The following is a 25,402-nucleotide window of genomic DNA, read 5'->3' as shown; positions in this document are numbered from 1 at the left end:
CGATGCCCCGCGACCGGCACCGCCGCCCCCGACAAACTGATTTCGGCCCCGCGACGCCGACCCCTTGCCAGCGAGAGACCATCATGAAGATCACCGCCATCGAGGCGATTCCGATCGCCATCCCCTACCGGCACAACGGCCCGGTCACCGGCTTCGGCGGCGCGCTGTGGACCACCGCCAACTACCTGATCCTCCGCGTCGAGACCGACGAGGGGCTGACCGGCTATGGCGAGGCCTTCGGCTACAACGTCATCCCGGTGACCAAGACCTTCATCGAACGGACCCTGGCGCCGCTCGCCGTCGGCCGCGACGCGACGGACATCGCCGGGCTGATGGAGGATCTGAAGAAGACGCTCCACATCTTCGGACGCGGTGGCGTCACCCAATATGCGCTGAGCGGCCTCGACATCGCGCTGTGGGATCTCGCCGGCAAGCGGGCCGGGCAGCCGGTGTGGAAACTGGCCGGCGGCCATGCGCGGGGGCAGGTGCCGGTCTATGCCAGCCTGATGCGGCTGACCGAGCCGGACATCGTCGCCGCCTCCTGCACCCAGGCGCTGGAGCGCGGCTATCGCGAGATCAAGCTGCACGAGAAGACGGTCGAGGCGGTCGCCGCCGCCCGCCGCACCGTCGGCGACGGCATCGAGCTGATGCTGGACGTCAACTGCGCCTGGGATGTCGGGACGGCGGTCGAGATGGCGCAGGGGCTGGCCCCCCACCGTTTGAAATGGCTGGAGGAGCCGGTCTGGCCGCCCGAGGATCTGGACGGGCTGGTCAGGACGCGCCGTGCCGCGCCGGTTCCTATCGCCACCGGCGAGAACACGCCGAACGCCTGGGCGTTCAAGCCGCTCGCCGCCTGCGAGGGGATCGACTATCTCCAGCCCAGCGTCACCAAGGTCGGCGGCATCACCGAGTTCCTGCGCGTCGGCATGCTTGCCGAACTGAACGGCCGGACGCTCGCCCCGCACTCGCCCTATTCCGGTCCCGGCTTCCTGGCGACCCTGCACATGACCGCGGTCTTCGGCGGGATCGGGGCCATCGAGCGGCTCTACATCGATCTGGACGCCCCGGTGTTCGGCGAGGTCGGCCTTCCGCGCCCCGACGGCACCATCGCCATTCCCGACGGCCCCGGCCTGGGTGCCGATCCGGACCCGGACATCCTCCGCCGCTACCGGCTCGACCTCTGACCTCCGCAAGGCCCGCAACCGGACATCGGGGGCCGGGCACTCGGGGCCGGCAACAGGGAGACATATGGTGAGCGACACCAGCCAGATCCTGGTCGATACGGCGACTAGGCTTTTCGAGGAACAGTTCACGGCCAAACAGCGTGTGCTGGCCGAATCCGGCCAGTGGCTCGACGCGCAGTGGCAGGCGGTCGAGGATATGGGGCTTCCGCTCGCCCTGGTGCCGGAGGAGGCCGGCGGCTTCGGCCTGCCGGTGGTGGAGGCGCTGGACCTGATCCGCCTTGCCGGCGCCTTCGCGGTGCCGCTGCCGCTGGCCGAAACCATGCTGGCGAACCGCATCCTGGCGAATGCCGGGCTGGAGCTTCCCGGCGGACCGCTGACCCTGGCGCCGGTGCGTCCGGACGACCGGCTGACCCTGGCGCGGCGGGACGGCGGCTGGCTTTTGTCGGGAACGGCACACCGGGTGCCCTGGGGCCGCGTCGCCGCCACCGTCGTGCTGGCCCGCTGCGACGATGCCTGCGGCGATGCCGGCCAGGACGGGCAGAGCTTCGTGGCGCTGGTGCCCGCCGGGCAGGCCGACACCGCGCCGGACGTCAATCTGGCGAACGAGCCGCGCGACAGCCTGCGCTTCGAGACGCTGCTGCCGACGGAGAGCGTCGCCCCCGCGCCGGGCATCGCGCTGGCGGAGCTGCACGCGCTGGGCGCCGCGGTCCGCAGCATCGCGATGGCCGGGGCGCTGGGCCGCGTCCTGGCGATGACCACCGCCTATGCCAACGAGCGCAGCCAGTTCGGCCGGCCCATCGGCAAGTTCCAGGCCATCCAGCAGCACCTCGCCGTGCTGGCCGGACAGGCCGCCGCCGCCCGCGCGGCCGGCGACATCGCTGCCGAGGCCGTGGCGCAGGGCGGGGCCCTGCTGCCGATTGCGGCGGCCAAGCTCCGCTGTGGCGAGGCGGCCGGCATTGCGGCGGCCATCGCGCATCAGGTGCATGGCGCCATGGGCTTCACCCATGAGCACAGCCTGCATTTCTTCACCAAGCGCCTGTGGTCCTGGCGCGACGAATTCGGCGGGGAAGGGGAGTGGGGCCGCCTGATCGGGCGGGAGGTGGCGCGCGCCGGGGCGGACGGGCTCTGGCCGCTCGTCACCGCCGCCTGATCCCACCGGTGCCATCGAGGAATTGACCATGGATCTGATCGCCTTTCCGCCCCCTCCCGACACGGATGTCGAGGGTCTGCGCGTCGAGGTCCGCGCCTTTCTGGCGGAGGAGCTGGCCACCCGCCGCCCGCAGGACCGCTCGCGCTCCTGGAGCGGCTTCGACGCCGAATTCAGCCGCAAGGTCGGGCAGCGCGGCTGGATCGGCATGACATGGCCGAAGCGCTATGGCGGGCATGAGCGCAGCGCGCTGGAACGCTATGTCGTGCTGGAGGAGATGCTGGCCGCCGGGGCGCCGGTGGCGGCCCACTGGTTCGCCGACCGCCAGAGCGGGCCTTTGCTGCTGAAGGTCGGCACCGAGGAGCAGCGCCGGTCGATCCTGCCGCGCATCACCGCCGGCGAGTGCTTCTTCTGCATCGGCATGAGCGAGCCGGATTCCGGTTCCGACCTCGCCGCGGTGCGGACGCGCGCGGTGCCGGTCGACGGCGGCTTCGTCGTCAACGGCACCAAGCTGTGGACGACCTACGCCCACCACGCCGACTACATGATCCTGTTCTGCCGGACCGGCAGTGCCGAAGACCGGCATGGCGGCACCAGCCAGTTCCTGGTCGATCTGAAGACGCCGGGCATCACCATCCGCCCCATCGCCGATCTGGCCGGCGAGCATCATTTCAACGAGGTGGTGTTCGAGGACGTCCTCCTGCCCGCCACAGCCCTTCTCGGCCAGCTCGGAGACGGCTGGAACCAGGTGGTCGGCGAGCTGGCGTTCGAGCGCAGCGGGCCGGAGCGCTTCCTGTCCTCCTTCACGCTGCTGGTCGAACTGGTGCGCGCCCTCGGTCCTAGCCCGTCGGACCATGCGGCGGCGGCGGTCGGCCGCCTGACCGCCCATCTCCTGGTGTTGCGGCGCCTGTCGCGCTCGGTCGCCGGCATGTTGCAGATGGGGGAGAATCCGGCATTGCAGGCGTCCCTGGTCAAGGATCTGGGCGCGATCTTCGAACAGGAGATCCCGGACATCGCCCGCCAGCTGGTCGATGCGGAGCCGTCGCAGCAATCCACGCGGGATTTCTCCGCGGTGCTGGCCCACACGATCCTCAACGTGCCGTCCTTCTCCCTGCGCGGGGGAACCCGCGAGATTCTGCGGGGCATCATCGCCCGCGGCCTCGGCCTCCGCTAACCGGCGGCCGGAACCCGCTCACCGACATCGAAAAACGAAAGGAAGGCGCGATGACGAATCTCGTGCTGGTGGACAACGACGACGGAATCGTCACGCTCACCCTGAACCTGCCGGAGCAGCGCAACCCGATCTCCGATCCGGAGATGATCGAGGCGCTGGTGGAGACGCTGAGCGGTCTCGACGCCGACATGGCGACCCGGGTGATCATCGTAACCGGGGCCGGCGGCGCCTTTTCGTCCGGCGGGAACGTGAAGAAGATGGGGGAAAGCGGCGGCCTCAACGACAAGGTCGCCGCCCAGACGCGCCGGAACTACAAGCTGGGCATCCAGCGCATCCCGCTGCTGCTGGAGGCGATGGAGGTTCCGGTGATCGCGGCGGTGAACGGTCCCGCCATCGGTGCCGGTTGCGACCTCGCCTGCATGTGCGACATCCGCATCGCCGGCGAGAGCGCACGGTTCGCCGAGAGTTTCGTCAAGGTCGGGATCGTCCCCGGCGATGGCGGCGCGTGGCTGTTGCCGCGGGTCGTCGGCTTTTCCAAGGCCTGCGAGATGGCGCTGACCGGCGACGTCATCGACGCGGCGGAGGCGCTCGCCTGCGGTCTGGTGTCACGCGTCGTTCCCGATGCCGAGCTGCTGCCCCAGGCGCGTGCGATGGCCGCGCGGATCGCCGTCAATCCGCCGCATGTGGTGCGCATGACGAGGCGCCTGCTGCGCGAAGGCTGGACGGTCAAGCTCGACACGCTGCTGGAGATGTCCGCCGCCATGCAGGCGCTCGCGCATGCGACCGCCGACCACAAGGAAGCCATCGCCGCGCTGCTGGGCAGGCGTCCGCCGAACTTCACCGGCGCTTAAGGCGGGCGGCCGGCAAGCGTGGCCGGCCCTGGAGTCCGTCCGATGCTTTGCCCAAGCGCCGGACGCACTCCAGGGCTTTTCGATTTTCTGACTGTGTCCCGTCATCCGTGCCGGCCAGTCCCGCGCGAGCGATTCAAAGGTTCAACTTCTGGTGAATTGGGTTCCGGGCTTGGACGCCCTGCTTTGCGGGGCAGGGAACACCCTGGCATGGAGGAAATCCACCAGTGCCCGGACCTTCGGTGACGGGTGCTTGCTCGCCGGCCACAGCACATGGAAGACGCCGGTGCGTTCCACATGGTCGGCCAGAATCGGCTGCAGCCGTCCATCCGCCAATGGCTCGCGGATGGAGAAATCCGGCAGGTAGGCGATCCCCAGGCCTTGCAGGGCAAAACACACGCGCGTCTCGATGTTGTTGCAGATCATCGAGGTGGGAAGCCGCAGTTCCGGCTCGCCCGGGGTTTGCCGCAGCGCCCACGTCTCCAGCTTGCCGCTGTTGGGGAAGCGATAGTGGAGACAACTGTGCTGCAAAAGATCGGTTGGGGTCCGCGGGATGCCCCGGCGCGCCAGGTAATCGGGCGAGGCGACCAGCCGCATGTGAAAGCGGCCCAGCCGACGCGCCGACAGCCGGGAATCAGCCGGCTCGCCTGTGCGCACCACGGCGTCGAAGCCGTCTTCGATGACATCGACCAGCCGGTCGGTGAAGTCCAGGTCCAGCTCGATCTCGGGGTATTCGCGCATGAATTCGCCAAGCACCGGCAGCACCAGCGAACTGACCAGGGGCAGGCTCACGCGCAGGCGTCCACGGGGTGCCGCGGTGGCTTGTGACAGCTCCAGTTCCGCCGCCTCGATTTCGGCCAGGATGCGTCGGCTGCGCTCCAGGAACAGTGTGCCCTCGGCCGTCAGCGTGACGCTGCGCGTGCTGCGGTGAAACAGACGGACGCCGAGCTTTTCCTCCAGCCGCGCCACGCTCTTGCCGATGGCGGAGGCCGATACGCCCAGCAGCCGCCCGGCCGCGACGAAGCTGCGCGTCTCTGCGACCTGCACGAACACCACGAAGCCGTTCAGGCTGTCCATTCGCCCCTCGATTGCGGACATTCAGTTCCGCATAGAATGGAACTCTATCCTACTTTTTCTTTAATCGCAGGGTTTCTATCGTCAGGGCATCGCCGATTGGATCAGGGCATGTGCCATGAAGAATCCCTTATTTCCCTTGCGCCAGGACGTTCCGTCCACGCCTCTCTCAATCCGTCTCCGTGACGTTGTTCAGCAGGCGCTGGATGAGCGGCGACTGGTCGGCGCCGTCGTCCTGGTTGCGCGCGACGGTGAACTGGTGCACCGGCAGGCCGCCGGTTTCGCCGACCGCGAAAGCGCCCGGCCGATGGATGTGGAGACGGTCTTTCGGCTGGCCTCGGTGAGCAAGCCCATCGTCTCCACCGCGGCGCTGGCCCTGGTGGCGCAAGGCCGGCTCGACCTGGACACCGGCATCGAGCGCTGGCTGCCCGAGTTCCGGCCCCGGCTGCCCGACGGCCGACCGGCCCGCATCACGGCGCGGCAGTTGCTCAGCCACACGGCAGGTCTCGGCTACCGCTTCTTCGAGGCCGATGCGGACGGTCCCTACGCGCAGGCCGGTGTCTCGGACGGCATGGACGCCTCAGGTATCAGCCTGGAGGAGAATCTGCGCCGCCTCGCCGGCGTGCCGCTGTTGTACGAGCCGGGCACGGCCTGGGGGTATTCGCTGGCGACGGACGTGCTGGGCGCGCTGATCGAGCATGTCCAGCACATGCCCCTGAACGAGGCGGTGCACCAATTGGTGACCGGCCCCTTGGCCATGGCCGATACCGGCTTTGTCGCCCGCGGTCCTCAGCGCGTGGCCACCGCCTATGTGAACGACGCGCCGCAGCCGCACCGGCTGGCGGAAGGCGAAACGGTCTCGGCTTTCGAGGGGACGGTCGGCATTGCCTACAGCCCGGCCCGCATCTTCGACGCACAGGCTTTTCCCTCGGGTGGGGCCGGCATGGCGGGTACGGCCGGGGATTTCCTTCGCTTGTTGGAGGCTCTGCGCCAGGGGGGCGGCACGCTGCTGCCTGGTGAGCTGGTCGCGGAAATGGAACGGGATCAGACCGGCGGGCTGGACTTGCCCGATGCGCCGGGTTTCGGTTTCGGTCTGGGCTTCTCGGTGCTGCGCGATCCACGGCTCGCCATGTCGCCGGAATCGGAAGGCACCTGGCGTTGGGGCGGCGCCTACGGCCATGCCTGGTTTGTGGATCGGGTGCAGGGCCTGAGCGTGGTCGCCTTCACCAACACGCTGTACGAAGGCATGTCCGGCCGCTTCGTCACCGATCTGCGCGATGCGGTCTATGGCGTCCCGGAGGTGCGGTGATGACAACGCCTCCGCGCATGACCGCCATCGAAGCCGGGCGCCCGAAGCCGGGACCACACGATTTGCGCGTGGCGGCGCTGCCGCACACCGCCGATCATCTGCGCGACGTGGCGGAACCAATCGCGCCGCAGGGCCGACTGATCGTGGCGCGCTCCGTGGATGATACGGCACAGCAAGCACGGGAGACTGGACGATGAGTGCCGCTGCCGATGATCGTCTGCCGTTGGCGGCGCTGCTGGCGCTGGCCATGGCGGCCTTCCTCACCATCCTGACCGAGGCGCTGCCGGCCGGGTTGCTGCCGCAGATGGCGCAAGGCCTGGCCGTGTCCGAGTCCTGGGTCGGCCAGACGGTCACGATCTATGCGATCGGTTCGCTGGTGGCGGCGATTCCACTGACCGCTGCCACCCAGGGCATCCGGCGGCGGCCGCTGCTGCTGGCGGCGATCGCCGGCTTCGTGGTCGCCAACACCGTGACCACGCTGTCCACCGGTTTTGCCCTTACCATGGTGGCACGCTTTCTGGCCGGCGTGTCGGCGGGTCTGCTGTGGGCGCTGCTGGCCGGCTATGCCGCACGCATGGTGCCCGAACATCAGCAAGGCCGGGCAATCGCGGTGGCGATGATGGGTACGCCGCTGGCGCTGTCGCTGGGTGTGCCGGCCGGAACCTTCCTTGGTACGCTGGTGGGCTGGCGTATCGGCTTCGGCATCATGAGCGGGCTGGCGCTGGTGCTCATGGTGTGGGTGCGGGTCATGGTGCCGGACTTTGCCGGGCAGGCGGCGAACGAGCGGCTGCCGCTGGGGCGCGTGGTCACGATGCCGGGCGTGCGTTCGGTGCTGTTCGCGGTACTGGCCTTCGTGCTGGCGCACAACATCCTCTATACCTACATCGCGCCTTTCCTGGCGTCGGCCGGGATGGCCGAGCGTACGGATCTGATGTTGCTGATGTTCGGCCTGACCTCTTTGCTCGGCATCTGGATCGTCGGGGTGTTGATCGACCGCTGTCTACGGGCGCTGACCCTGATCAGCATTGTGCTGTTCGGTGTCGCCGCGCTGGCGCTGGGCATGGCGGGGGAGATCCCGGTCATCGCCTATCTGGCGGTGAGTATCTGGGGATTGTCATTCGGCGGTGCAGCGACGTTGTTTCAGACAGCACTGGCCAAGACGTCAGGGGAGGCTGCGGATATCGCGCAGTCCATGCTGGTCACCACCTGGAACACGGCCATTGCCGGGGGTGGCATTATCGGCGGCGTGCTGCTCGAACGGCTGGGTGTCGGTGCATTCACGCCAGCCTTGCTGGTGCTGCTGGCGGCGGCGCTGATCGTCGTGTGGGCCGCCAGGCAACATGGCTTTCCCGCCCCGGTGGATACCGTCTTGCGCTCGAGGCCGACGACGGCGGCACCATAAGCGACGATCAAATTCGCCTAAACTGCTCAAGCGTCGGATGCACGGCAGAGCCAGCCAGGATCTGCTCCGCAGACGACCCCTCCTAGCCGCGTGATCCGCGCGAAGTGCGCGAGAACCCGCCGGGGAAAGTCACGGCGGCTTCCCACTGCGACATTGTGCCGACTATGCAATTTCCCAATGTCGTTATACGCCCGTCGACGCAACGCCGAGAATGCGGATGAGTTGCATTCACATATTCAACGGGTGCCTCCAGATCATGCTTAGAACCGCAGTGTTTGCTTCGATCCTCCTCATGGGGACGGCATTGTCCGCCTCGGCGAAGGAATACCCCGTCGGCAAGCCGCAGACCCAGGAGGGCCTCGACGTCGCAGCCGTCTATCTGCAACCCATCGAGATGGAGCCAGCCGGCATGATGCGGCCGGCGGCAGACAGCGACGTCCATCTGGAAGCCGACATCAAGGCCACCAAGGACAACAGGAACGGCTTTGCCAAAGGCGACTGGGTTCCCGATCTGGTCGTCGAATACACGCTGACGAAGGACGGTGCGGAGGTCGCCAAGGGTCCCTTCATGCCGATGGTCGCCAACGACGGCCCGCACTACGGCGACAACGTCAAGATGGCCGGGAATGGCAAGTATCAGCTGATCCTCAAGATTTCTCCGCCGTCGGCGAACCAGCACGTCCACTTCGGCCGCCATGTGGACAAGGAGACCGGTGTCGCGCCCTGGTTCAAATCCTTCGAAGCAAAATACGACTTCGTCTATGCCGGCACGGGTAAAAAAGGTGGTTATTAAAACCGCCGCCTTGCGCTGGTCCTGGCGTCTGTCCGGTGCGGTCCTGACCCTGGCCGGGGCCGTTTCCGGGCTTCCCGGCCAGGCGCATGCGGGCGATCCCGTCTTCAGGATCGTCTTCGAGGACGGCAAGGTGACGCCCCTGCGCATCGAAGTCCCGGCCGACACGCGGATCGAACTGCAACTCGTCAACGCCGGCAAGACGCCGGCCGAGTTCGAGAGCCTGCCTCTGCGCAAGGAGAAGGTCATCGCTCCGGGGGTGACCACGGACATGGTGATCAAGGGGCTCGATCCCGGCGAATACCCGTTCTTCGACGATTTCCATCCCGACGCGCCGCCTGCGGTGCTGATCGCCAGGTAACGGGCCACGCAACGAAAGGCGGACGGCGCATGTACGCAAACGTGATCTTCGTGGTGTGGCGGGAAAGCGTCGAGGCGCTTCTCGTCGTCGGCATCCTCAACGCCTGGCTTGCGGTCAATGCGCCGGGGGCTCGCCGTGCCCGCGTCTTTCTGTGGTCGGGTGCCCTGGCCGGCCTCGTCGTCGCCGGAGCGCTCGGCGGGGCCTTCGTCGCCCTGGCGGATGCCCTTTCCGACACCGCCCTCGGAATTTTCCGCACGGCCATGGTCCTGGTCGCCGCCGGCCTGATCCTGCAGATGGTGGTGTGGATGCGACGCCACGGCCGCACCATGAAGCGCGATCTCGAAGGCGCGCTGGGAGAGGCGGTGACCACCGAAAACTGGTGGGGCGTCTTCACCCTGGCGCTCATCGCATTGACCCGCGAGGGCTCGGAGGCGGTGGTCTTCCTTTACGGCATCCTTTCCGTCGATCTCGGGGACGGGCGTTTGCCTGCCATCGGTGCGGGAGTTCTCGGTCTTCTCGCCGCCTTCGCCACCTACGCCCTGCTTCAACTCGGCAGTCATCGCCTGTCCTGGAAGGTCTTCTTCCGCGTCACCGAGACGATGCTCCTGCTTCTGGCCTGTGCGCTGGTCGTCTCCGGCGTCGACGGCCTGATCGATCTCGACGTCCTGCCCGTGCTTTCGCGCCGGCTCTGGGACAGTTCGTGGCTTCTGTCCGACGGCGGAGCCTTCGGCGGTCTGGTCGCCGGTCTCACCGGATATCGCGCCCGTCCGGTCCTGACGGAGCTTCTCGCCTTCATCGCTTACTGGAGCTTTGTGCTATGGCTGATTGCACGACCCCGTCAGCAACGCATCGTGGCGGCCTGAAACGGACGCTGGCCGAGCTGGGCGATTGGATGGGCCGTTCGCGGCGGCTGATCATGGGAGTGCAGTGGGCGGTCATCGTCATCTATGCCGTCCTGATCGTCGTTCCCACGCTGATGCCGCTGCCGACCAACGTCGACCGCATCTGGACCCACGTCACCATCTTCGCCCAATTCGTGTTCTGGGGGATCTGGTGGCCGGGCGTGCTGCTGTCGATGATCCTGTTCGGCCGGCTGTGGTGCGGCGTCCTCTGCCCGGAGGGGGCGCTGTCCGAACGGGCCTCCGGCTGGTCGCTGGGCCGCGCCGTACCGCGCTGGGTCACCTGGAAGGGGTGGCCCTTCGTCGGCTTCCTCGGCACGACCGTCTACGGCCAGATGATCTCCGTCTACCAGTATCCGGCCGCCGTCCTGGTGATCCTCGGCGGTTCGACCGTCGCCGCCATCGCCACAGGCCTGACCTGGGGACGGAACAAGCGCGTCTGGTGTCGTCATCTCTGTCCGGTCAACGGCGTGTTCGCGCTGGTCTCGAAGCTGGCGCCGGTTCATTACCGGGTCGACCGCGATGCCTGGGACCGCTGGCAGAAGCCGGCCGGCACCCATCGTACGGTCGTCAACTGCGCACCGCTGGTGCCGTTGCGGACACTGGAAGGCAATGCGCAATGCCACATGTGCGGACGATGCAGCGGCTTCCGCGACGCCATCGCGCTCGAACACCGCCCCTTCAGTGACGAGATCGTCAATGTCGCCGGCCGCGAGGCCAAACCCTGGGAGACGGCGCTGATCCTGATCGGCCTTCTGGGGGTCGCCGGAGGCGCTTTCCGCTGGACGGGAAGCAGCCTGTTCATCGACCTGAAGATGTGGTTCGCCGAAATGCTGCTGTCGTTCGGGGCCGATCGCCTGCTCGACATGGTGATGCCCTGGTGGATTCTGACCAACTACCCTGAAAACAACGACGTCATGAGCGTGCTCGACGGCGTCGCGCTGCTGACCTTCATCGGCGCGGAGGCGCTTCTCGCCGGCCTCGTCTTCGCTGGCGGCCTTGCGCTCGCAACCCGGATCGCCGGTGGATGGTCGTCCGTTCGCTTCCACCATCTCGCCCAGGCCCTGATCCCGATTTCGGCCGTCGGCGTCATTCTCGGGCTTTCGATGACGACGGTGACGCTGCTGCGGACCAACGGGTTCCATCCCGGTTTCGTCGATCCGCTGCGGGCCGTCCTCCTGGCCGGCGCCACCTTGTGGTCCGCCTGGCTGTCTGCCAGGATCGTCGCGCATTATACGGCGTCCCCATCCCGCCGGCTGCTTGCTACGGGCACGATGGCGATCCTGTGCGGTCTCGCCGCCGTGAATTGGGGAACGCTCTTCTGGTCCCTATGAACGGGCGGCAAGCCAGAATGGCGTTTTTGCGCTTCATGAACAGCGCTTCACGATAAAAAATTCAGGAACCGGCGAAGGGGCCTTCATCCACATCATCGGCGATTCGAAACTGGAATCGCCGTGAATGCGTTAAGTTTCCATAATACAAGTTATGTGTTTTTTTATTTGTGAGTGGGCATGTTCTATTCTGAAATGCAACGTCCCCGCCATCCAAGTCCGCGGCCAGCAGCCGACACGTATCGGCCTTTATGCGGCGTCGCATAAGAAGCTCGGCGGCCTCAGGCCAGTGCGTGCAGGCGGCCGTTTTCCAGGCGCAGGCTGCGGTCGGCCCAGCCGGAGAGCGGCAGCGCCCCGTGGCTCGCCAGAAGAACGGCGGAGCCATCGTTTCGGGCGGCAGCCGCCAGCACGCCCAGGGCATGGGCGGCACGCCCCGGGTCCAGCCCGCTCAGCGGCTCGTCGAGCAGAAACAGGCGGGGCCGCCCCGCCACCAGACCGGCCAGGGCCACGAGCTGGCGCTCTCCGACGCTGAGGCTCTGCGGCGCGCGGTCCGCCAGCGGAGCGAGACCGAACTGCGCAATCGCCCGGTCCACCCGTTCGGCCCGGTCGGGTGGGCGCAGGCCGGCGCGGGTCAGGGCGAAGCCGATCTCCGTCCGCACCGTCTCGGCGAAGAAATGACGCGGCGGGTCCTGCGGCAGGAAACCGACGCGGCCCGGCAGGTCGCGCGGGCTGGGGTTGCGCAGGTCGGTGACGGTGACGGTGCCGTCCTCCAGCGGTTCCGCACCGATCAGGCAGCGCAGCAGCCTGCTCTTCCCTGCCCCGTTGACGCCGCTGAGATGGAAACGCCGCCCCGCCGGCACCATCATCGCAAGCCGGTCAAACAAGGGCGTGCCGTCGCCACGTGGAACCCGCAGCCCTTCGGCATGCAGGACCGGCGCCTCCGCCGCGCTCCTGCCCTCCCCGCCTGGAACAGTCTCGCCGGGAACGGGCGGTGCCACGGCGCGTCCGGCCGGGGCCGGCATGTGCAGATGGACGGCGGGCAGGCCGGTCAGCCGGTCCGGCCGGTGTTCGCTGACCAGCAGGATGCGCCCCATGGCGAGCCGCCGGCGGATGATGGAACGCAGCATCTGCACCCCGGCATCGTCCAGCAGGGCGAAGGGCTCGTCGAGCAGCAGCACCGCCGGAACGGCTGCCAGGGCGGCGGCAATGGCGAGGCGGTGGCGTTCTCCCATCGACAGCGTCTCGATCCGGCGGCCGGCGGCACCCTCCAACCCGACCTCGCGCAGGGCATCGGCGATCCATGCCCCATCTTCCCCGCTCGGCGGGAGGTGAGTGCGGAGCCCGGCCGTCAGTGCGGCCTCCACCGGGCCGGAGCGCAGGGGAACGTCGGGAATCTGCGGCACGAAGGCGACCGGACAGGCGATCCCCCTCGGCACGGCGATGCCGCCCTCCACCGCCATCACCCGTCCGTCATGCCCCGGCAACCCGGCAAGCGCCCGCAGCACGCTGGTCTTGCCGGTGCCGGTGGGGCCGGTGATCAGGCCGCATTGCCCGGCGGTCAGCTGGACGCGGCCCAGCCGCAGCCATGGCGTTCCGTTGCCCACTATGACGATGGGTGGCTTCATCGCTCGCTCTCCACGCCCCGGTTCCCGGATGAGGGATACGCTATATTCAATAGAATATATTGAGCGTGTGCGCTGCACAAGACGTCCTGCCGTCAACAACGACAGGACGGTCCGGGCTTCGGCATCGATCCGACCGCCGACATGCTGTCACCCTTCGCCGTCGGACGGCAGGACGTCACGTCACGACAGTCCCTGGGGTGCGACGGCGAAGGCCTTGGCGGCGGATGCCCATCGCTCCGGAAAGTCCGCGGCGCGCAGCGCCGGATCGCAGGCCCGAATGTCGAAACGCGCGACCTTGTGGCGATCGAAGGGATCGTCCGCGATCATGCCCGTGATCTCCGACGCATCCTGGGCATGGGCGAGAATAAAGCCGCCGTCTCCCTGCGGGACCGGGCCGGCGACGATGATCGTCCCCGCCATGATGTAACGGACCAGCCACTCCTTGTGGGCGTCGAGATGCTCTTTGACGACCTCAAGCGGGCGGATGTAGGAAACCGTGATTGAAAACAACATGATCCGAACTCTGTTCCCGTGTTTGGCTATGCGGTGGCCGGGTACAGGCCGGCGATGACGCCGGCAATCGCCGCCTTGGCACGTTGGAGCCCTTCGGCACGCACCGTTTCGCCCTTCGAGGCGCCCTCGGCCCTGACGACATGGACGTCGGTGATGCCGAGGAACCCGAAATAGGCGCGCAGATAGCTTTCCTGGAAATCCATGCGGGCCAGCGGTCCGTCGGCGTAGAAGCCGCCGCGGGCCGAAACGACGATGACCTGCTTGCCGCCGGCCAGACCGACCGGACCCTTCTCCGTGTATTTGAAGGTCCGTCCCGCCTGGGCGATCCGGTCCATCCAGGCCTTCAACTGGCTGGGTACGGAGAAGTTGTACATCGGAGCGCCGATCACCAGCAGGTCGCTGGCCAGGAACTCCGCCACCAGCGTTTCGGACACACGGTGCTCCGCCAGGGTGGCGTCATCGAAATCGCCGACGCCGGTCGGTCGGAAGCCGGCGGCGATTGCACCGTCCAGATGGCGGATTTCGTCCGCCATCACGTCGCGGCGTGTCACCTCGGCCAACGGGTGGCGGGTGCGGATTTCGTCGATCACCGCGGTCGACACGTCCCTGGTCAGGGACGCGCCGCCCAGAATGCTGGAATCGATGTGCAGGATCTTCATGTGAACCTCGTCTTTGATGGAACTCCGTCCGGCCTGCGGGGGCTATCGCCCCGCTTCCCGGGCGGCCTGATCGATCGGCTGCGCCACCCGATCCGGGTGGGACAGCAGGGACATGTGGCTGGAGGCGATGGACACGGTCTTCGCACCGATACGCTGTGCGATGGCCTGCTGCACGGCGGGGGGCAGCGCCCGATCCCGGGTCGTCCGCAGATACCAGCTCGGTTTCCCGCGCCAGGCCGCGTTCTGGACCCTGTCCGCGAAGCCGGCCGCCGCGATGGGCTGCTGGATCGACGCCAGCGCGCGCGCTTTTTGCATCGGCAGGTCCGCCGCCATGACCTGATGGAAGCGCCCGGGATCGTAAGGAATTCATCACCCGGGTGAGGATCGAAACGGCCTGCGTCCTGCTCGAAACGCCGGGGGCCAGCGTCAAGCAGGTCGCCCTTGCCTGCGGTTATGGCGAGGAGAGCGTCTTCCGGCGGGCGTTCGTCCAGTTCACCGGGATGACGCCGGCCGATTACCGGCGCTGGTCGGCCGGCAGGACGGCGGACAATGCGGCTTTCCGCAAGGCTTCCATCTGAAGCACGAAGACCTGTCCGGCCGGCGATGACCGCCGAAGCGGCGTGTCAGTTCGGGCAATGCTCAGTGAAAGCCCGGATGATCGCTGCCTCGCCATAGGGCTTAGCGATCATCGGACGGTGGCGGTGTGCCGGGGGAATCGCGTCCACACCGTAACTGGTGGTGAAGAGGAAGGGCGTGCCAGCCGCCGCCAGACGGTCCGCCACCGGATCGATCGACTCGCCACGCAGGTTGACGTCCAGAAACGCAATGTCGACATGGTGTCCCGCAATCGCCGTCAACGCCTTTCCGATCGAGCCGACCGGATCGAGGCAGGTCGCACCGCGGTCGGTGAGCAGATCCTCCAGGTCCATCGCGATCAGCATCTCATCCTCGACGATCAGGACCGTGAGGCCGGCCAAGGACCGTTCGGCCCGAGCCGCTTCCCGTCCTGCCATTTCGGCTGGAACGGCCATGTTCCCGCGAGCCGAGCGAGATGAAGTGTGAATCATGGTACGGATCGCCCGCTCTGTGCCCGGTTGCCCAGCTTAACGCCGGTCCCCCATAACAGACCCGGCGGCTATACCGGTCAATTCACGCATACAGAATATCCGCAAACAGGCCGGATGGATGCGATGCCTACGCCGAAAGGGCAGACTCCCGGCGGCAGACGGCCCGCTGCGTGCAGCCACGGATCCGGCTTCAGGAAGCGGAGCCGGCTTCACCGGACAGCAGCGCGGTAATGGTCGGCGCCATCGCGGTCACGTCGTAGGGTTTGCGCATGACCACCAGCCGCCCCGGTTCCGGCCGTGGAAGATGCTCGCTGAACCCGCTCACCACGATGATCGGCAGTTCCGGACGCCGCTCCCGGATGGCCCGGATCAGAGCCGCGCCATCCATCACCGGCATGCGCATGTCGGTGATCAGGATGTCGGCCGAATCGTCGCCGTCGGCCTCGACCGCTTCCACACCGTTGCAGGCGACCGTGACCCGGTATCCTTCGGACTCCAGGACGAAGGCCATGGCCAAGGCAACCAGAGTCTCGTCCTCGGCGATCAGGACATGGGGCATGGCGCTCATCCGGATCACCCACCCATCTGCGGACGATGTCGCAGCAGAGCGTCGATGACCTCGGCATCGCTGTAGGGCTTGGCGATCACCGGACGATGACGATGCGCCTTGGGACGGGCGTCTTCGCCATAGCCGGTGGTGAAGAGGAATGGGATCCCCATGGCGGACAAGCGGTCGGCCACCGGATCGATCCGCTCGCCACGCAGGTTGATGTCGACCAGCGCAATGTCGGCGCGGTGCGTTGCAATCGTTTCCAACGCACTGCCGATCGATCCGATCGGGCCAACGCAGACTGCACCGTTGTCGGTCAGGACATCTTCCAGACTCAACGCAATCAAAGGCTCATCCTCAATGATGAGGACGGTGAGGCCGGACAAGGGCGAGACGTTCAAAACGCGGGTTCGCTTATAAAAATTGTGGGCACTTTTCGACGCTTTCAAAGATCGTGGAGTTGCTTTTTTGAGAACAATTCTTATTAGCGCTGCTTGCTTTTTACTCAGCGCTAACATTCTTCATATAGCGGGTAAAAAATACATCACTGTCAATTGATGCCTTGCGCATAGCGGGCTGGGTATTTGGATACCCGCCACCACAACCACCCCTTTGCAAAGCAAAAGTCGGCAATTATGGGGAGTGAATACATATTTTATGAAAAATCATGATTTCCGGACCCGGCCGCTGTTCCGCGCCGATATCCCGCTGCTGCTGGAAGCGGCAGGACTGCCCGGCCGGCCGCACGTCCGGCCGAACCTGTCTTCTCCATGACCTTCCGACCTCCGGCATTCCGCACGGTCAGGCTTTCAGGGCCGGGCGGAGCAAGAGCGCGCTTGCAATATATGTAATGATATAACATTACTGCACCATCGTCGTTTTCCGCTGAGGCCGCATGCAAAGCCTGCCCAATTCCCTGGCCCCCGTCACCATGCGGCCGTCCGCCGGTCCGACGGGACATGGCCAGCCAGCCCGGTGCCGGACTGCCAACGCCTTATCGGTCATCCGGCGCTCCGACGTTAACTTGGCTGTCTGGCGCCGCCGGTTGCCGGCCGGGATCTCCGGACAGTGCGCCCAGCTCGCGGAACAGGACTGGCCGTCCTTCCAACTCGCGACGACACCGGATGAGGTGACCGCCGATCTGGCCGCCGCCCTGCCGTCGCGCTGGAACGCGGGGCCGCTGTTCGACGACATCGTCCATCTGGCGACGGTGTATGCGGGCATCGTCGGATGCACTGCGATCCGGCTTCGCCTGGACAGCATGTCCGGTGACGGCTGCCGGTTTTTCCATGTCGATCATGTCGGCCTCCGACTGCTCTGCACCTACCGGGGTGCCGGCACGCAGTGGCTGCCCGATGGGGCGGTCACCCGCCCGGCACTGGGCCGTGGCGACAACGATGCCGTGCTGTCCGATCCGCGCCGCATCCGGATGCTCCGTGCCGGCCATGTCGCCCTGCTGAAGGGAGAGGCATGGCCCGGCAACCGCGGGCGCGGTCTCGTCCATCGCTCGCCGCCGGCCGACCCGTCCGGTGCGCGCCGCCTGCTGCTCTGCCTGGACCATGACGATTACTGACCGCTCCCGCTCGCCGTTGGCCGCTTCCGCGCTGAGCCGGATCGCCGCGGCCGCTCTTCTGTGCGCCCTTCTGTGGCTGACGGTCGCCTGGGCACTGGATTGGGCGCTGGACTGGCCATTGGACTGGACGATCTGACATGGCATCCACCACCGCTGACGCAATTGCGAATCCGCTGATCCGCCTGACCGACCTCACTCTGGGATACCGGCGGCATCCGGCGGTCCACCATCTGTCCGGTGGCTTCCGCGAGGGGTCGCTCACCGCCGTGGTCGGCCCGAACGGTGCCGGCAAGAGCACCCTGCTCAAGGCAATCGTCGGCGCGCTTCGCCCCCTCGGCGGCCGGGTGACGCTGCACGGACTGACCGCCGCCGACATTGCCTATCTGCCGCAGCAGGCCGAGATCGAACGCGATTTTCCCATCGGTGTGCTCGACACCGTCCTGCTCGGACATTGGCGGCGGGTCGGTCTGTTCCGCTCCATCGGGCCTGCCCTGACGCGGCAGGCCGGGGAGGCGCTGGCCGCTGTCGGCCTGTCCGGCTTCGAGCGGCGCCCCATCGCCGCCCTGTCGGCCGGCCAGTTCCAGCGCGTGCTGTTCGCCCGCCTGCTGCTGCAGGACGCCCGCCTGATCCTGCTCGACGAGCCCTTCACCGCCATCGACGCCAGGACGACCGCCGATCTGCTCGAGGTCGTGCGGCGCTGGCATGGCGAACGGCGCACCGTGGTCGCCGTGCTGCACGATCTGGAGCAGGTCCGCGGCCATTTCCCCGACACGCTTCTGCTGGCGCGCGAGCCGATCGCCTGGGGCCGAACCACCGACGCGCTGGCTCCCGCCAACCTCGTCCGCGCCCGTGCGATGGCGGAATCCTGGGACGACAAGGCCGCGCTTTGCCGGAGGTCAGCGTCATGACGCTCTACGACTTCGCCGCCGCCCCCTTCCTGGAGTTCGGCTTCATGCGGCGGGCGCTCGCCGCCTGTCTGGCGCTGTCGCTCGGGTGCGGGCCGGTGGGTGTTCTGCTGGTGCTGCGGCGGATGAGCCTGATGGGCGACGCCATGTCCCATGCCGTTCTGCCCGGCGCCGCCATCGGCTTTCTCACCGCCGGCCTGTCCTTGTGGGCGATGAGCATCGGCGGCTTTCTCGCCGGGCTGGCGGTGGCGCTGCTCGCCGGGCTGGTGTCGCGGGTGACCGCCTTGCGCGAGGATGCCAGCTTCGCCGCCTTCTACCTGATCTCGCTGGCCGGCGGGGTGCTGATCGTCTCGCTGCGCGGCAGCAACATCGACCTGATGCATGTGCTGTTCGGCACCATCCTGGCGGTGGACGATGCCGGCCTCCTGCTGGTCGCCGGCATCGCCACCGTCACGCTGCTGACGCTGGCCCTGCTCTACCGCCCGCTCGTCGTGGAATGCTTCGATCCCGGCTTTCTGCGCGCGGTCGGCGGCACGGGAGGGCGGCTGGGCGCGCTGTGCCACCTCGTCTTCCTGGTGCTGGTGGTCCTCAACCTCGTCGGCGGCTTCCAGGCGCTGGGCACGCTGATGGCGGTGGGTCTGATGATGCTGCCGGCCGCCTCGGCACGCTTCTGGGCCGAGGGCATCGCCACGCTGGCGCTGACCGCCATGGCGCTCGCCTTCGCGTCCGGCATCGGCGGGCTGCTGCTGTCCTTCCACCTCAATCTGCCGTCCGGGCCGTCCATCGTCCTGGTCGCCGGGGCCGGTTACCTGCTGTCGCTGGCGCTGGGGCCGGTCGGCAGCCTGCGGACGCGCTGGTTTCCCGGCCGGCATCTGGATGCCTGATGTCCGTGCTTCCTTCCAAGGAGACTTCCCGATGAAACGTTCATTCGCCGCCTCCCTGGCGATGGCGATGGCGCTTTTCGCGCTTCCCGCCATCGCCGAACCGGTGAAGGTGGTCGCCACCTTCACCATTCTCGGCGACATGGTCCGCCAGATCGGCGGCGACGAGGTCGCGGTGACGACGCTGGTCGGCCCCGACGGCGACGCCCATGTCTATGAACCGACCCCCGCCGATGCGCGTGCACTCGGCGCCGCCAAGCTTGTCGTCGTCAACGGCCTGGGCATGGAGGGCTGGATCGACAGGCTGGTCAAGGCGTCCGGCTACAAGGGTCCGGTCACCGTCACCAGCACCGGCGTCAAGCCCATCGCCGGCGAGGAGGAGCATGACGAGGCCGGCCATGAGGATCACGGCCACGATCACGGCGCCCACGACCCGCACGCCTGGCAGTCGGTCGCCAACGCCAGGATCTATGCCGACAACATCCTCAAGGGTCTTGTCGCCGCCGCTCCCGACAAGGCCGCGACCCTGCGCGCCAACCACGCCGCGTTCAAAGCGAAGCTCGACGCGGTGGAGGCGGAGATCAAGGCCGCGCTGAAGCCGATCCCGCGCAAGGACCGCAAGATCGTCACCTCGCACGATGCCTTCGGCTATTACGGCAAGGCTTACGGCGTCACCTTCCTCGCCCCCGTCGGCATGTCCACCGAATCCGAGGCGGCGGCCGGCGACATCGCCAAGCTGATCCGCCAGATCAAGACGGAGAAGATCAAGGCGGTCTTCGTCGAGAACATCGCCGATCCGCGCCTGCTGGAGCAGATCACGCGGGAGACCGGTGCGCGCATCGGCGGGCGGGTCTATTCCGATGCGCTGTCGGCGGCGGACGGCCCGGCGGCGACCTACGTCGACATGATGCGCCACAATCTGGCCCAGTTCACCAGGGCGCTGGCGCCTGCCTCGTGACGGCATGGCGGGACGGGGCGGGCATTGCCCCCGTCCCGGCCCGCCTTATTGAGGCGCGGGACCGTCGAACGGGTAACGCAGGGTTTCGCGCGCGTAGGCTTCGACATACGCCATCAGCCGGTCCGAGGCGGCGGCCGCTTCCTCCGCGTCGCCGCGGTGGATCGCCAGCATCAGGTCGGCATGGGTCTTGGCCCCATCCTCCAGGCTGCCGATATGGGCATGGTAATTCTGGAACCAGAATCGGCGGGACAGCGACCGCAGCGGCCGGATGGTCTGGGTCGCCACCGGGTTGCGGGCGCTCTGGTCCAGCAGCTGGTTCACCTCCTGGTCGAGATGCATGAAGCGCATGCCGTCGCCGTTGCGGGCCGCCTCCAGCATCTCGCCGGCGATGGCACGGCACCGCTCCCGTTCGGGGGCAAGCGCGTAACGGGCGGCGCGCCGGGCGATCAGGCGTTCCAGCTCGCGCCTCACGTCCAGCACGTAGAGCTGAAGCTTCACGTCCACTTCGGTGACCATGATCCCGCGTGACGGGACGATGGTCACCAGGCCGTCCATCTCCAGCCGCTTCAGCGCCTCGCGCACCGGGGTGCGGCCGATGCCGAGCTGCGCGCTGATCTGCTTCTCCGACACGAAGCTGCGCGGCGGCAGCGTGCCCGACACGATCAGTTCCTCGATGGCGGCATAGGCCTGATCGGCCATCGATCCGGCTTCGATCTGGGCTCCCGCCTGCTGTCCCATCTGCTGACTGGCCGGCTCTGTCACCCTGTCGCCCCCGTCTCCTGGCACCGGTTCGAGCCCGGCCCGATCCAACGCCCGCCCGCGTTTCCTATCCTGGCTTTAGCGCGCCGGGACCAGAGACGCAAGCGGGCGGAGGCGCCCGAAACCGATCCGCCGGTTACGGCTTGCCGGCATCGGCGGATTTGCGGACCAGCGGGCACTCACTCTCGGCCAGCGGGCGGGCGGCATCGGCGGCGGCGATGACGCCGAGCTGCTTGTAATAGTCCCATTTGCCCTTGGAGTCCGCCGGGGTCTTCACCTCGAACAGGTACATGTCGCGCAACACCCGGCCATCCTCGCGGATGCGGCCGTTCCTGGTCATGAAGTCGTCGATCGGCGTGTCGCGCATCGTCTTCATGACGGCCGGCGCATCGATGGTGCCGGCCGCCTTCACCGCCTTCAGGTAATGCGTGATCGCGCCGTAATCGCCGGCCTGCACCATGGTCGGCATGCGGCCGGTCCGCTCGAAGAACCGCTTGGAAAAGGCCCGAGTCTCCTCGTTCTGATCCCAGTAGAAGGACTCGGTCAACACCAGTCCCTGCGCCGTCTCCAGACCGAGCGCATGGATGTCCGACAGGAACATCAGAAGCCCGGCCAGCTTCTGGCCCTGCTTCGTTATGCCGAACTCCGCCGCCTGCTTGACGGTGTTGATCAGGTCGCCGCCCGCGTTGGCAAGCCCGATGACCTTGGCCCCGCTCGCCTGCGCCTGCAGAAGGTAGGAGGAGAAGTCGGCGCTGTTCAGCGGATGGCGGGCCGAACCCAGCACCTTGCCGCCGGCACCGGTGACGAAGGCGGCGGTGTCGCGCTCCAGCGACAGGCCGAAGGAATAATCGAGCGTGATGAAGTACCAGCTGTCGCCGCCCTGCTTCACCATGGTCCGCCCGGTACCGGCGGCCAGCGCATAGGTGTCGTAGACCCAGTGGATGCCGTTGGGCGAGCAGCTCTTGCCGGTGAAGTCCGACGAGCCGCCGGCGGTGCCGAAGACGATTTTGTTCTTGCGCCGGGTCAGCTCCTGGATCGCCAGCATCACCGCCGAGTTGGGCAGGTCGATCACCACCTCGACATTCTTGTTGTCATACCAGTCGGCGGCGATCTGCACGCCGATGTCGGCCTTGTTCTGGTGGTCGGCGGACAGCACCTCCACCGGACGGCCGAGCACGGAGGCGCCGAAATCCTCCACGGCCATTTTCACCGCCTCGACACTGCCGCTGCCGCTGAGGTCGGCAAGCGAGCCGGACAGGTCGGTCAGCACGCCGATGCGGATCGGGCCGGTCGCCTTCTGGGCGGGCGCGGATTGAGCGGCGGTCGTCTGGGCCGCGGCCGACCAGGACAGCGTGCCGAACGTCAGCGCGATGCCTGCGGCCGTGGCGGCCAGCACCCCGTGCGACATGAGTTTCATCATGGGTCGTCCCTCCCTCTTCAGATGATTGTCCGGTTGGCTGGAGCCGTCATGACGGGCCGGTCGTTCGGCGCCGGACCTTGCAGCGGCTGGAAACACAGCGACTGGAAACACAGCGGCTGATAACTCGGCGGATCAGGAGACGGGCTTCATCGCCGCCGCGATGGCGAGGCGGGATTCCTCTCCCGCGTGGCAGATGCCCTGCAACGCCGCCGCCATGTCGAGCATGGTGGACAGATCGACCCGGCCCGCCTGCTGCAGCATGCGCTTGGTCATGCGCACCGCTTCCGGCGGATTGGCGGCGATCTCCTCCGCCAGGGCGAGCGCCGTCGGCATCAGCTCAGCGTCCGGCACCACGCGGGACACCAGCCCCAGGGCTGCCGCTTCCGCGCCGCCGACCGCCCGTCCGGTGAAAGCCATTTCAGCGGCCACCGCCGGACCGGCGACGCGCGTGAGGAACCACAGCCCGCCATCGCCGGAAATCAGCCCCAGCTTCACGAAATTGGAGCTGATCCGCGCCGACTCCCCGGCGATGCGCAGGTCGCACATGAAGACCAGATCGCAGCCTGCGCCATAGGCAGGGCCGTTCACCGCCGCGATCACCGGGATTTCGAGATCGGCCATGGCGCGGGGGATGCGCTGGACCCCGGCGCGGTAGGCGTTGCGCACCTGATCGGCGGGACCGCCGAACATGCCGCGCCGGTCGCGGATGTCGTGGATGTTGCCACCGGCGCTGAAGGCCTTGCCGGCGCCGGTCACCACCAGCACCCGCACCGAGCGGTCGTCCCGCACCTCCTCCAGCGCCGCGATGAGCGGGTTCAGCACCGGCGGATCGGTGACGGCGTTGCGGGTCTTCGGCGCGTCCAGCGTCAGGATGGCGACGGCGCCGCGGCGCTCCAGCCGGGCGGTGCCGGCGTTGGTGCCGGCGTTCTCGACAGTGTCGTCACTCATGCATCACCACCACGGCGCGGATGACATCGCCGCGCTCCACATCCTCGAAAGCATCGTTGATGGCGGCCAGCGGCAGGCGCCGGTCGATCATCTCGTCCAGGCGCAGCCGGCCGTCGAGATAGGCCTGCGCATAGGCCGGAAAATCGTCGGCCGCCTTCGCTCCGCCCAGGCTGGAGCGCAGGATGCGCCGCTCGCCGCTGATCGAGCCGAAGCGCAGTTCGACCAGCCGGTTGGGATCGGTCTTGCCCAGGATGGTGACACTGCCGCCCGGCCGGGTGCAGTCCACCGACTCCTGGAGCGAGCCGATGACGCCGGCTGCTTCAAAGGCGTGGTCGGCTCCGCGGCCGCCGGTGATCGCGCGCACCCGGGCCGCCAGATCCTCGCCACGCAGATCCTCGCTGCCGAGCATGGTGTGGGTGGCGCCGAAGGCACTGGCGCGCTCCAGCTTGTCGGCGCGGCGGTCGACGGCGATGATCGCCCCGGCCCCGGCCAGCCTTGCGCCCTGCACCACGTTCAGCCCCACCGGGCCGCAGCCGATCACCACCACGCTGTCGCCCAGCCCGACACGGGCGACGCGCAGCGCCGCTCCGACGCCGGTGATGACGCTGCAGCCAAGCAGGCAGGCGCGGTCGAAAGGCATCTCGTCCGGCACCGGAATGGCCGCGGCCTCCGGAACCACCGCGTATTCGGCGAAGGACGACACGCTGAGGAAATGGCCGACCTCCGCCCCGGAGGCGTCGCGCAGCCGCCTGCGTCCCGCCGACAGGGTCGCCGCGCGATGGTTGGGCACCACCATGTCGCACAGCATCGGCTGGTCGTGCCGGCAGTAATAGCACTGGCCGCAGGCTGCATAGATGGTGCAGACCACATGCTGGCCCGGCTTCACCCGCTGAACCGCCGACCCGACCGCCTCGACCACGCCGGCGCCCTCATGCCCGAGCACGACCGGCAGCGGCACAGCGAAGGCGCCGGTCATCGCCTCGCGGTCGGTGTGGCACAGGCCAGCCGCATGCATGCGGATCAGCACGTCGCCCGGCTCAAGCGGCGCCAGGGTGAGCGGTTCGATGGACAGCGGCGCTCCCGTCTCGCGAAGCACCGCCGCCTGGAAGGTCGATCCCGCCATCCCCCTACTCCGCCGCCGGCCGCCGGGCATCGGCATCGGCATCGGCCAGACGCAGGATGCCGTCGTCGCTGCCGGTCTCCAAAGCGTCGCAGCGCCGCGCCACCACCCATTCCGGCCGGGGGTTCTCGATGCCATGCGGCCTGTTCGAAACCTGATTGTAGACGGTGTAGATGTGCCAGCGCGCATGGCGCGACATGTTGTGGCCGGAGCCGTGAACGATGTTCGGATGGAACAGGACCACGGTGCCCGGCTTGCCGGTGATCGGCACCGGATCGCCGAACCGCGTCATGATCTCGATGACCTGATCCTTGGGCACCGTCCACAGCTTGTAGGATGTCGTGGTCTCGTCCATTTCCGGATCGAGCCGGCCCAGCTTGTGGCTGCCGGGAATGAAGTAGAGGCAGCCGCCGATCTCGGTCGCCTCGTCCAGCATCAGCAGCGAGGTCGTCATGTCCGGCCGGTCGACGCCGTCCGTCTTCCAGTAGCCGTAATCCTGGTGCCACTGCCAGATGGCGCCGTCGATGGCGTCCTTCAGGTTGCACTTCGTGTGATAGACGTAGACCGTTTCGGCGCCCAGCACCTGACGCGCCGGGTCGATCACCCGCGGCAGGGTGGCCAGCGCCTGGAACGGCGGCGATGCGGTCGGACCGGTCTCGTCATGCACACGGAAGACCGACCGGACCGCACCGCTTTTCTCACGGATGACGCCTTCGGCCTCGATCCCCGTCACGCGATGCAGGTCGTGGCGCAGGATTTCCACCTCCTCGTGCGACACGAGGCCGGGAAACACCAGATAGCCGCGTTCCTCATACTCGGCCACCTGCGCGTCGGTCAGTCTCATGGCACCCTCCCTCGGTTCCGCTTTGAAGATATGATTGATGTACAGCCGATATATCGGTAGG

General features: G+C 67.5%; 30 protein-coding genes. 17 read left to right on the top strand and 13 right to left on the bottom strand.

The features are described 5' to 3' along the window. The first annotated feature begins 83 nt into the window (after positions 1 to 83). The 4 genes from VH569_RS33265 (at position 84) to VH569_RS33250 (ending at position 4,356) form a co-directional block, all read left to right on the top strand. Positions 84 to 1,184, top strand: coding sequence for a mandelate racemase/muconate lactonizing enzyme family protein (locus VH569_RS33265; protein WP_423321321.1), 1,101 nt, complete (start codon positions 84 to 86; stop codon positions 1,182 to 1,184). Between the two features lie 64 nt (positions 1,185 to 1,248). Continuing rightward, a complete protein-coding gene (locus tag VH569_RS33260) occupies positions 1,249 to 2,334 on the top strand; it encodes an acyl-CoA dehydrogenase family protein (RefSeq protein WP_423321320.1) in 1,086 nt (361 codons plus the stop codon). 28 nt (positions 2,335 to 2,362) lie between these two features. Further along, entirely contained in the window at positions 2,363 to 3,505 is a 1,143-nt protein-coding gene (locus VH569_RS33255) for an acyl-CoA dehydrogenase family protein (RefSeq protein ID WP_423321318.1), read from the top strand. Positions 3,506 to 3,555: 50 nt separating this feature from the next. Continuing rightward, positions 3,556 to 4,356 carry a crotonase/enoyl-CoA hydratase family protein gene (locus VH569_RS33250; protein ID WP_423321316.1) on the top strand — a complete coding sequence of 267 codons (801 nt, stop codon included), beginning with the start codon at positions 3,556 to 3,558 and terminating at the stop codon, positions 4,354 to 4,356. A 141-nt stretch (positions 4,357 to 4,497) separates the two neighbouring features. Here the strand turns inward: VH569_RS33250 and VH569_RS33245 are convergent, their stop codons facing one another. Further along, entirely contained in the window at positions 4,498 to 5,430 is a 933-nt protein-coding gene (locus VH569_RS33245; RefSeq protein ID WP_423321314.1) for a LysR family transcriptional regulator, read from the bottom strand. A 136-nt stretch (positions 5,431 to 5,566) separates the two neighbouring features. On the opposite strand from VH569_RS33245, the gene VH569_RS33240 reads away from it, so the two are divergent. From VH569_RS33240 to VH569_RS33210, 7 genes are all read left to right on the top strand, one after another. Beyond that, a complete protein-coding gene (locus VH569_RS33240; protein WP_423321312.1) occupies positions 5,567 to 6,736 on the top strand; it encodes a serine hydrolase domain-containing protein in 1,170 nt (389 codons plus the stop codon). Further along, on the top strand, positions 6,736 to 6,933 hold the full coding sequence (locus VH569_RS33235) for a hypothetical protein (RefSeq protein ID WP_423321310.1): 198 nt from the start codon (positions 6,736 to 6,738) through the stop codon (positions 6,931 to 6,933). Before VH569_RS33240 ends, VH569_RS33235 begins: the two co-directional genes overlap by 1 nt. Beyond that, positions 6,930 to 8,138 (top strand): MFS transporter, encoded by a 1,209-nt coding sequence (locus VH569_RS33230; RefSeq protein WP_423321308.1) that lies wholly within the window; start codon positions 6,930 to 6,932, stop codon positions 8,136 to 8,138. The genes VH569_RS33235 and VH569_RS33230 overlap by 4 nt, the downstream gene beginning before the upstream one ends. A 217-nt stretch (positions 8,139 to 8,355) precedes the next feature. Next, the gene (locus VH569_RS33225) at positions 8,356 to 8,931 is read left to right on the top strand and encodes an iron transporter (RefSeq protein WP_423321306.1); all 576 of its coding nucleotides are present in this window, start codon (positions 8,356 to 8,358) and stop codon (positions 8,929 to 8,931) included. After that, the gene (locus VH569_RS33220; RefSeq protein ID WP_423321304.1) at positions 8,921 to 9,289 is read left to right on the top strand and encodes a cupredoxin domain-containing protein; all 369 of its coding nucleotides are present in this window, start codon (positions 8,921 to 8,923) and stop codon (positions 9,287 to 9,289) included. The genes VH569_RS33225 and VH569_RS33220 overlap by 11 nt, the downstream gene beginning before the upstream one ends. A gap of 29 nt (positions 9,290 to 9,318) precedes the next feature. Next, on the top strand, positions 9,319 to 10,152 hold the full coding sequence (locus VH569_RS33215) for an FTR1 family iron permease (RefSeq protein WP_423321302.1): 834 nt from the start codon (positions 9,319 to 9,321) through the stop codon (positions 10,150 to 10,152). Next, positions 10,107 to 11,522 carry a 4Fe-4S binding protein gene (locus VH569_RS33210; RefSeq protein WP_423321300.1) on the top strand — a complete coding sequence of 472 codons (1,416 nt, stop codon included), beginning with the start codon at positions 10,107 to 10,109 and terminating at the stop codon, positions 11,520 to 11,522. The genes VH569_RS33215 and VH569_RS33210 overlap by 46 nt, the downstream gene beginning before the upstream one ends. A gap of 278 nt (positions 11,523 to 11,800) precedes the next feature. On the opposite strand, the gene VH569_RS33205 is transcribed toward VH569_RS33210, so the two are convergent. The 4 genes from VH569_RS33205 to VH569_RS33190 form a co-directional block, all read right to left on the bottom strand. Beyond that, positions 11,801 to 13,144 (bottom strand): ATP-binding cassette domain-containing protein, encoded by a 1,344-nt coding sequence (locus VH569_RS33205; RefSeq protein ID WP_423321298.1) that lies wholly within the window; start codon positions 13,142 to 13,144, stop codon positions 11,801 to 11,803. A 180-nt stretch (positions 13,145 to 13,324) separates the two neighbouring features. Next, positions 13,325 to 13,657 carry a YciI family protein gene (locus tag VH569_RS33200; protein WP_423321296.1) on the bottom strand — a complete coding sequence of 111 codons (333 nt, stop codon included), beginning with the start codon at positions 13,655 to 13,657 and terminating at the stop codon, positions 13,325 to 13,327. A 26-nt stretch (positions 13,658 to 13,683) separates the two neighbouring features. Further along, positions 13,684 to 14,316, bottom strand: a complete 633-nt coding sequence (locus VH569_RS33195) for an FMN-dependent NADH-azoreductase (RefSeq protein WP_423321294.1) — start codon at positions 14,314 to 14,316, stop codon at positions 13,684 to 13,686. A 42-nt stretch (positions 14,317 to 14,358) separates the two neighbouring features. Then, entirely contained in the window at positions 14,359 to 14,649 is a 291-nt protein-coding gene (locus VH569_RS33190; RefSeq protein ID WP_423321292.1) for an alpha/beta fold hydrolase, read from the bottom strand. 35 nt (positions 14,650 to 14,684) lie between these two features. Between VH569_RS33190 and VH569_RS33185 the strand changes: the two genes are divergently transcribed. Continuing rightward, positions 14,685 to 14,894 carry a helix-turn-helix domain-containing protein gene (locus VH569_RS33185; RefSeq protein ID WP_423321344.1) on the top strand — a complete coding sequence of 70 codons (210 nt, stop codon included), beginning with the start codon at positions 14,685 to 14,687 and terminating at the stop codon, positions 14,892 to 14,894. Between the two features lie 45 nt (positions 14,895 to 14,939). Here the strand turns inward: VH569_RS33185 and VH569_RS33180 are convergent, their stop codons facing one another. The 3 genes from VH569_RS33180 to VH569_RS33170 all read right to left on the bottom strand — a co-directional run bounded on the left by VH569_RS33180 (position 14,940) and on the right by VH569_RS33170 (position 16,319). Further along, on the bottom strand, positions 14,940 to 15,293 hold the full coding sequence (locus VH569_RS33180) for a response regulator (RefSeq protein WP_423321290.1): 354 nt from the start codon (positions 15,291 to 15,293) through the stop codon (positions 14,940 to 14,942). Between the two features lie 280 nt (positions 15,294 to 15,573). Further along, positions 15,574 to 15,951, bottom strand: a complete 378-nt coding sequence (locus VH569_RS33175; protein WP_423321288.1) for a response regulator — start codon at positions 15,949 to 15,951, stop codon at positions 15,574 to 15,576. Positions 15,952 to 15,956: 5 nt separating this feature from the next. Next, the gene (locus VH569_RS33170; protein WP_423321286.1) at positions 15,957 to 16,319 is read right to left on the bottom strand and encodes a response regulator; all 363 of its coding nucleotides are present in this window, start codon (positions 16,317 to 16,319) and stop codon (positions 15,957 to 15,959) included. Between the two features lie 509 nt (positions 16,320 to 16,828). Between VH569_RS33170 and VH569_RS33165 the strand changes: the two genes are divergently transcribed. Genes VH569_RS33165 through VH569_RS33145 form a run of 5 tightly spaced genes read left to right on the top strand, consistent with a single transcriptional unit; the run spans position 16,829 to position 20,250 of the window. Further along, complete coding sequence (locus VH569_RS33165) at positions 16,829 to 17,506, top strand: DUF1826 domain-containing protein (protein WP_423321284.1); 678 nt, start codon at positions 16,829 to 16,831, stop codon at positions 17,504 to 17,506. After that, positions 17,493 to 17,642, top strand: a complete 150-nt coding sequence (locus VH569_RS33160) for a hypothetical protein (protein WP_423321282.1) — start codon at positions 17,493 to 17,495, stop codon at positions 17,640 to 17,642. Before VH569_RS33165 ends, VH569_RS33160 begins: the two co-directional genes overlap by 14 nt. A gap of 1 nt (position 17,643) precedes the next feature. Continuing rightward, positions 17,644 to 18,414 carry a metal ABC transporter ATP-binding protein gene (locus VH569_RS33155; protein WP_423321280.1) on the top strand — a complete coding sequence of 257 codons (771 nt, stop codon included), beginning with the start codon at positions 17,644 to 17,646 and terminating at the stop codon, positions 18,412 to 18,414. Then, on the top strand, positions 18,411 to 19,295 hold the full coding sequence (locus VH569_RS33150) for a metal ABC transporter permease (RefSeq protein ID WP_423321278.1): 885 nt from the start codon (positions 18,411 to 18,413) through the stop codon (positions 19,293 to 19,295). The genes VH569_RS33155 and VH569_RS33150 overlap by 4 nt, the downstream gene beginning before the upstream one ends. 31 nt (positions 19,296 to 19,326) lie before the next feature. Beyond that, positions 19,327 to 20,250 carry a metal ABC transporter substrate-binding protein gene (locus VH569_RS33145; RefSeq protein ID WP_423321277.1) on the top strand — a complete coding sequence of 308 codons (924 nt, stop codon included), beginning with the start codon at positions 19,327 to 19,329 and terminating at the stop codon, positions 20,248 to 20,250. A 45-nt stretch (positions 20,251 to 20,295) separates the two neighbouring features. Here the strand turns inward: VH569_RS33145 and VH569_RS33140 are convergent, their stop codons facing one another. The 5 genes from VH569_RS33140 to VH569_RS33120 form a co-directional block, all read right to left on the bottom strand. Then, positions 20,296 to 21,012, bottom strand: a complete 717-nt coding sequence (locus tag VH569_RS33140; RefSeq protein ID WP_174475124.1) for a GntR family transcriptional regulator — start codon at positions 21,010 to 21,012, stop codon at positions 20,296 to 20,298. Between the two features lie 133 nt (positions 21,013 to 21,145). Continuing rightward, complete coding sequence (locus VH569_RS33135; RefSeq protein WP_423321274.1) at positions 21,146 to 22,429, bottom strand: ABC transporter substrate-binding protein; 1,284 nt, start codon at positions 22,427 to 22,429, stop codon at positions 21,146 to 21,148. Between the two features lie 132 nt (positions 22,430 to 22,561). Next, the gene (locus tag VH569_RS33130; RefSeq protein ID WP_098735470.1) at positions 22,562 to 23,377 is read right to left on the bottom strand and encodes an enoyl-CoA hydratase-related protein; all 816 of its coding nucleotides are present in this window, start codon (positions 23,375 to 23,377) and stop codon (positions 22,562 to 22,564) included. Next, the gene (locus tag VH569_RS33125; RefSeq protein ID WP_423321272.1) at positions 23,370 to 24,500 is read right to left on the bottom strand and encodes an alcohol dehydrogenase catalytic domain-containing protein; all 1,131 of its coding nucleotides are present in this window, start codon (positions 24,498 to 24,500) and stop codon (positions 23,370 to 23,372) included. The genes VH569_RS33130 and VH569_RS33125 overlap by 8 nt, the downstream gene beginning before the upstream one ends. Positions 24,501 to 24,504: 4 nt before the next feature. After that, on the bottom strand, positions 24,505 to 25,341 hold the full coding sequence (locus tag VH569_RS33120; RefSeq protein WP_423321270.1) for a phytanoyl-CoA dioxygenase family protein: 837 nt from the start codon (positions 25,339 to 25,341) through the stop codon (positions 24,505 to 24,507). Between the last annotated feature and the right edge of the window lie 61 nt (positions 25,342 to 25,402).

Source organism: Azospirillum sp. 11R-A, assembly GCF_049472615.1.
GTDB classification, from domain to species: domain Bacteria; phylum Pseudomonadota; class Alphaproteobacteria; order Azospirillales; family Azospirillaceae; genus Azospirillum; species Azospirillum palustre.
This window is presented reverse-complemented; position numbering and strand designations above follow the sequence as displayed.

Bases quoted from the DNA above. Each gene is read 5' to 3' on its own strand.
- VH569_RS33265 (WP_423321321.1), top strand. From the start codon at position 84: ATGAAGATCACCGCCATCGAGGCGATTCCGATCGCCATCCCCTACCGG.
- VH569_RS33260 (WP_423321320.1), top strand. From the start codon at position 1,249: ATGGTGAGCGACACCAGCCAGATCCTGGTCGATACGGCGACTAGGCTT.
- VH569_RS33255 (WP_423321318.1), top strand. From the start codon at position 2,363: ATGGATCTGATCGCCTTTCCGCCCCCTCCCGACACGGATGTCGAGGGT.
- VH569_RS33250 (WP_423321316.1), top strand. From the start codon at position 3,556: ATGACGAATCTCGTGCTGGTGGACAACGACGACGGAATCGTCACGCTC.
- VH569_RS33245 (WP_423321314.1), bottom strand. From the start codon at position 5,430: ATGGACAGCCTGAACGGCTTCGTGGTGTTCGTGCAGGTCGCAGAGACG.
- VH569_RS33235 (WP_423321310.1), top strand. From the start codon at position 6,736: ATGACAACGCCTCCGCGCATGACCGCCATCGAAGCCGGGCGCCCGAAG.
- VH569_RS33230 (WP_423321308.1), top strand. From the start codon at position 6,930: ATGAGTGCCGCTGCCGATGATCGTCTGCCGTTGGCGGCGCTGCTGGCG.
- VH569_RS33225 (WP_423321306.1), top strand. From the start codon at position 8,356: ATGAGTTGCATTCACATATTCAACGGGTGCCTCCAGATCATGCTTAGA.
- VH569_RS33215 (WP_423321302.1), top strand. From the start codon at position 9,319: ATGTACGCAAACGTGATCTTCGTGGTGTGGCGGGAAAGCGTCGAGGCG.
- VH569_RS33210 (WP_423321300.1), top strand. From the start codon at position 10,107: ATGGCTGATTGCACGACCCCGTCAGCAACGCATCGTGGCGGCCTGAAA.
- VH569_RS33205 (WP_423321298.1), bottom strand. From the start codon at position 13,144: ATGAAGCCACCCATCGTCATAGTGGGCAACGGAACGCCATGGCTGCGG.
- VH569_RS33200 (WP_423321296.1), bottom strand. From the start codon at position 13,657: ATGTTGTTTTCAATCACGGTTTCCTACATCCGCCCGCTTGAGGTCGTC.
- VH569_RS33195 (WP_423321294.1), bottom strand. From the start codon at position 14,316: ATGAAGATCCTGCACATCGATTCCAGCATTCTGGGCGGCGCGTCCCTG.
- VH569_RS33190 (WP_423321292.1), bottom strand. From the start codon at position 14,649: ATGGCGGCGGACCTGCCGATGCAAAAAGCGCGCGCGCTGGCGTCGATC.
- VH569_RS33175 (WP_423321288.1), bottom strand. From the start codon at position 15,951: ATGAGCGCCATGCCCCATGTCCTGATCGCCGAGGACGAGACTCTGGTT.
- VH569_RS33165 (WP_423321284.1), top strand. From the start codon at position 16,829: ATGCAAAGCCTGCCCAATTCCCTGGCCCCCGTCACCATGCGGCCGTCC.
- VH569_RS33160 (WP_423321282.1), top strand. From the start codon at position 17,493: ATGACGATTACTGACCGCTCCCGCTCGCCGTTGGCCGCTTCCGCGCTG.
- VH569_RS33155 (WP_423321280.1), top strand. From the start codon at position 17,644: ATGGCATCCACCACCGCTGACGCAATTGCGAATCCGCTGATCCGCCTG.
- VH569_RS33150 (WP_423321278.1), top strand. From the start codon at position 18,411: ATGACGCTCTACGACTTCGCCGCCGCCCCCTTCCTGGAGTTCGGCTTC.
- VH569_RS33145 (WP_423321277.1), top strand. From the start codon at position 19,327: ATGAAACGTTCATTCGCCGCCTCCCTGGCGATGGCGATGGCGCTTTTC.
- VH569_RS33135 (WP_423321274.1), bottom strand. From the start codon at position 22,429: ATGATGAAACTCATGTCGCACGGGGTGCTGGCCGCCACGGCCGCAGGC.
- VH569_RS33130 (WP_098735470.1), bottom strand. From the start codon at position 23,377: ATGAGTGACGACACTGTCGAGAACGCCGGCACCAACGCCGGCACCGCC.
- VH569_RS33125 (WP_423321272.1), bottom strand. From the start codon at position 24,500: ATGGCGGGATCGACCTTCCAGGCGGCGGTGCTTCGCGAGACGGGAGCG.
- VH569_RS33120 (WP_423321270.1), bottom strand. From the start codon at position 25,341: ATGAGACTGACCGACGCGCAGGTGGCCGAGTATGAGGAACGCGGCTAT.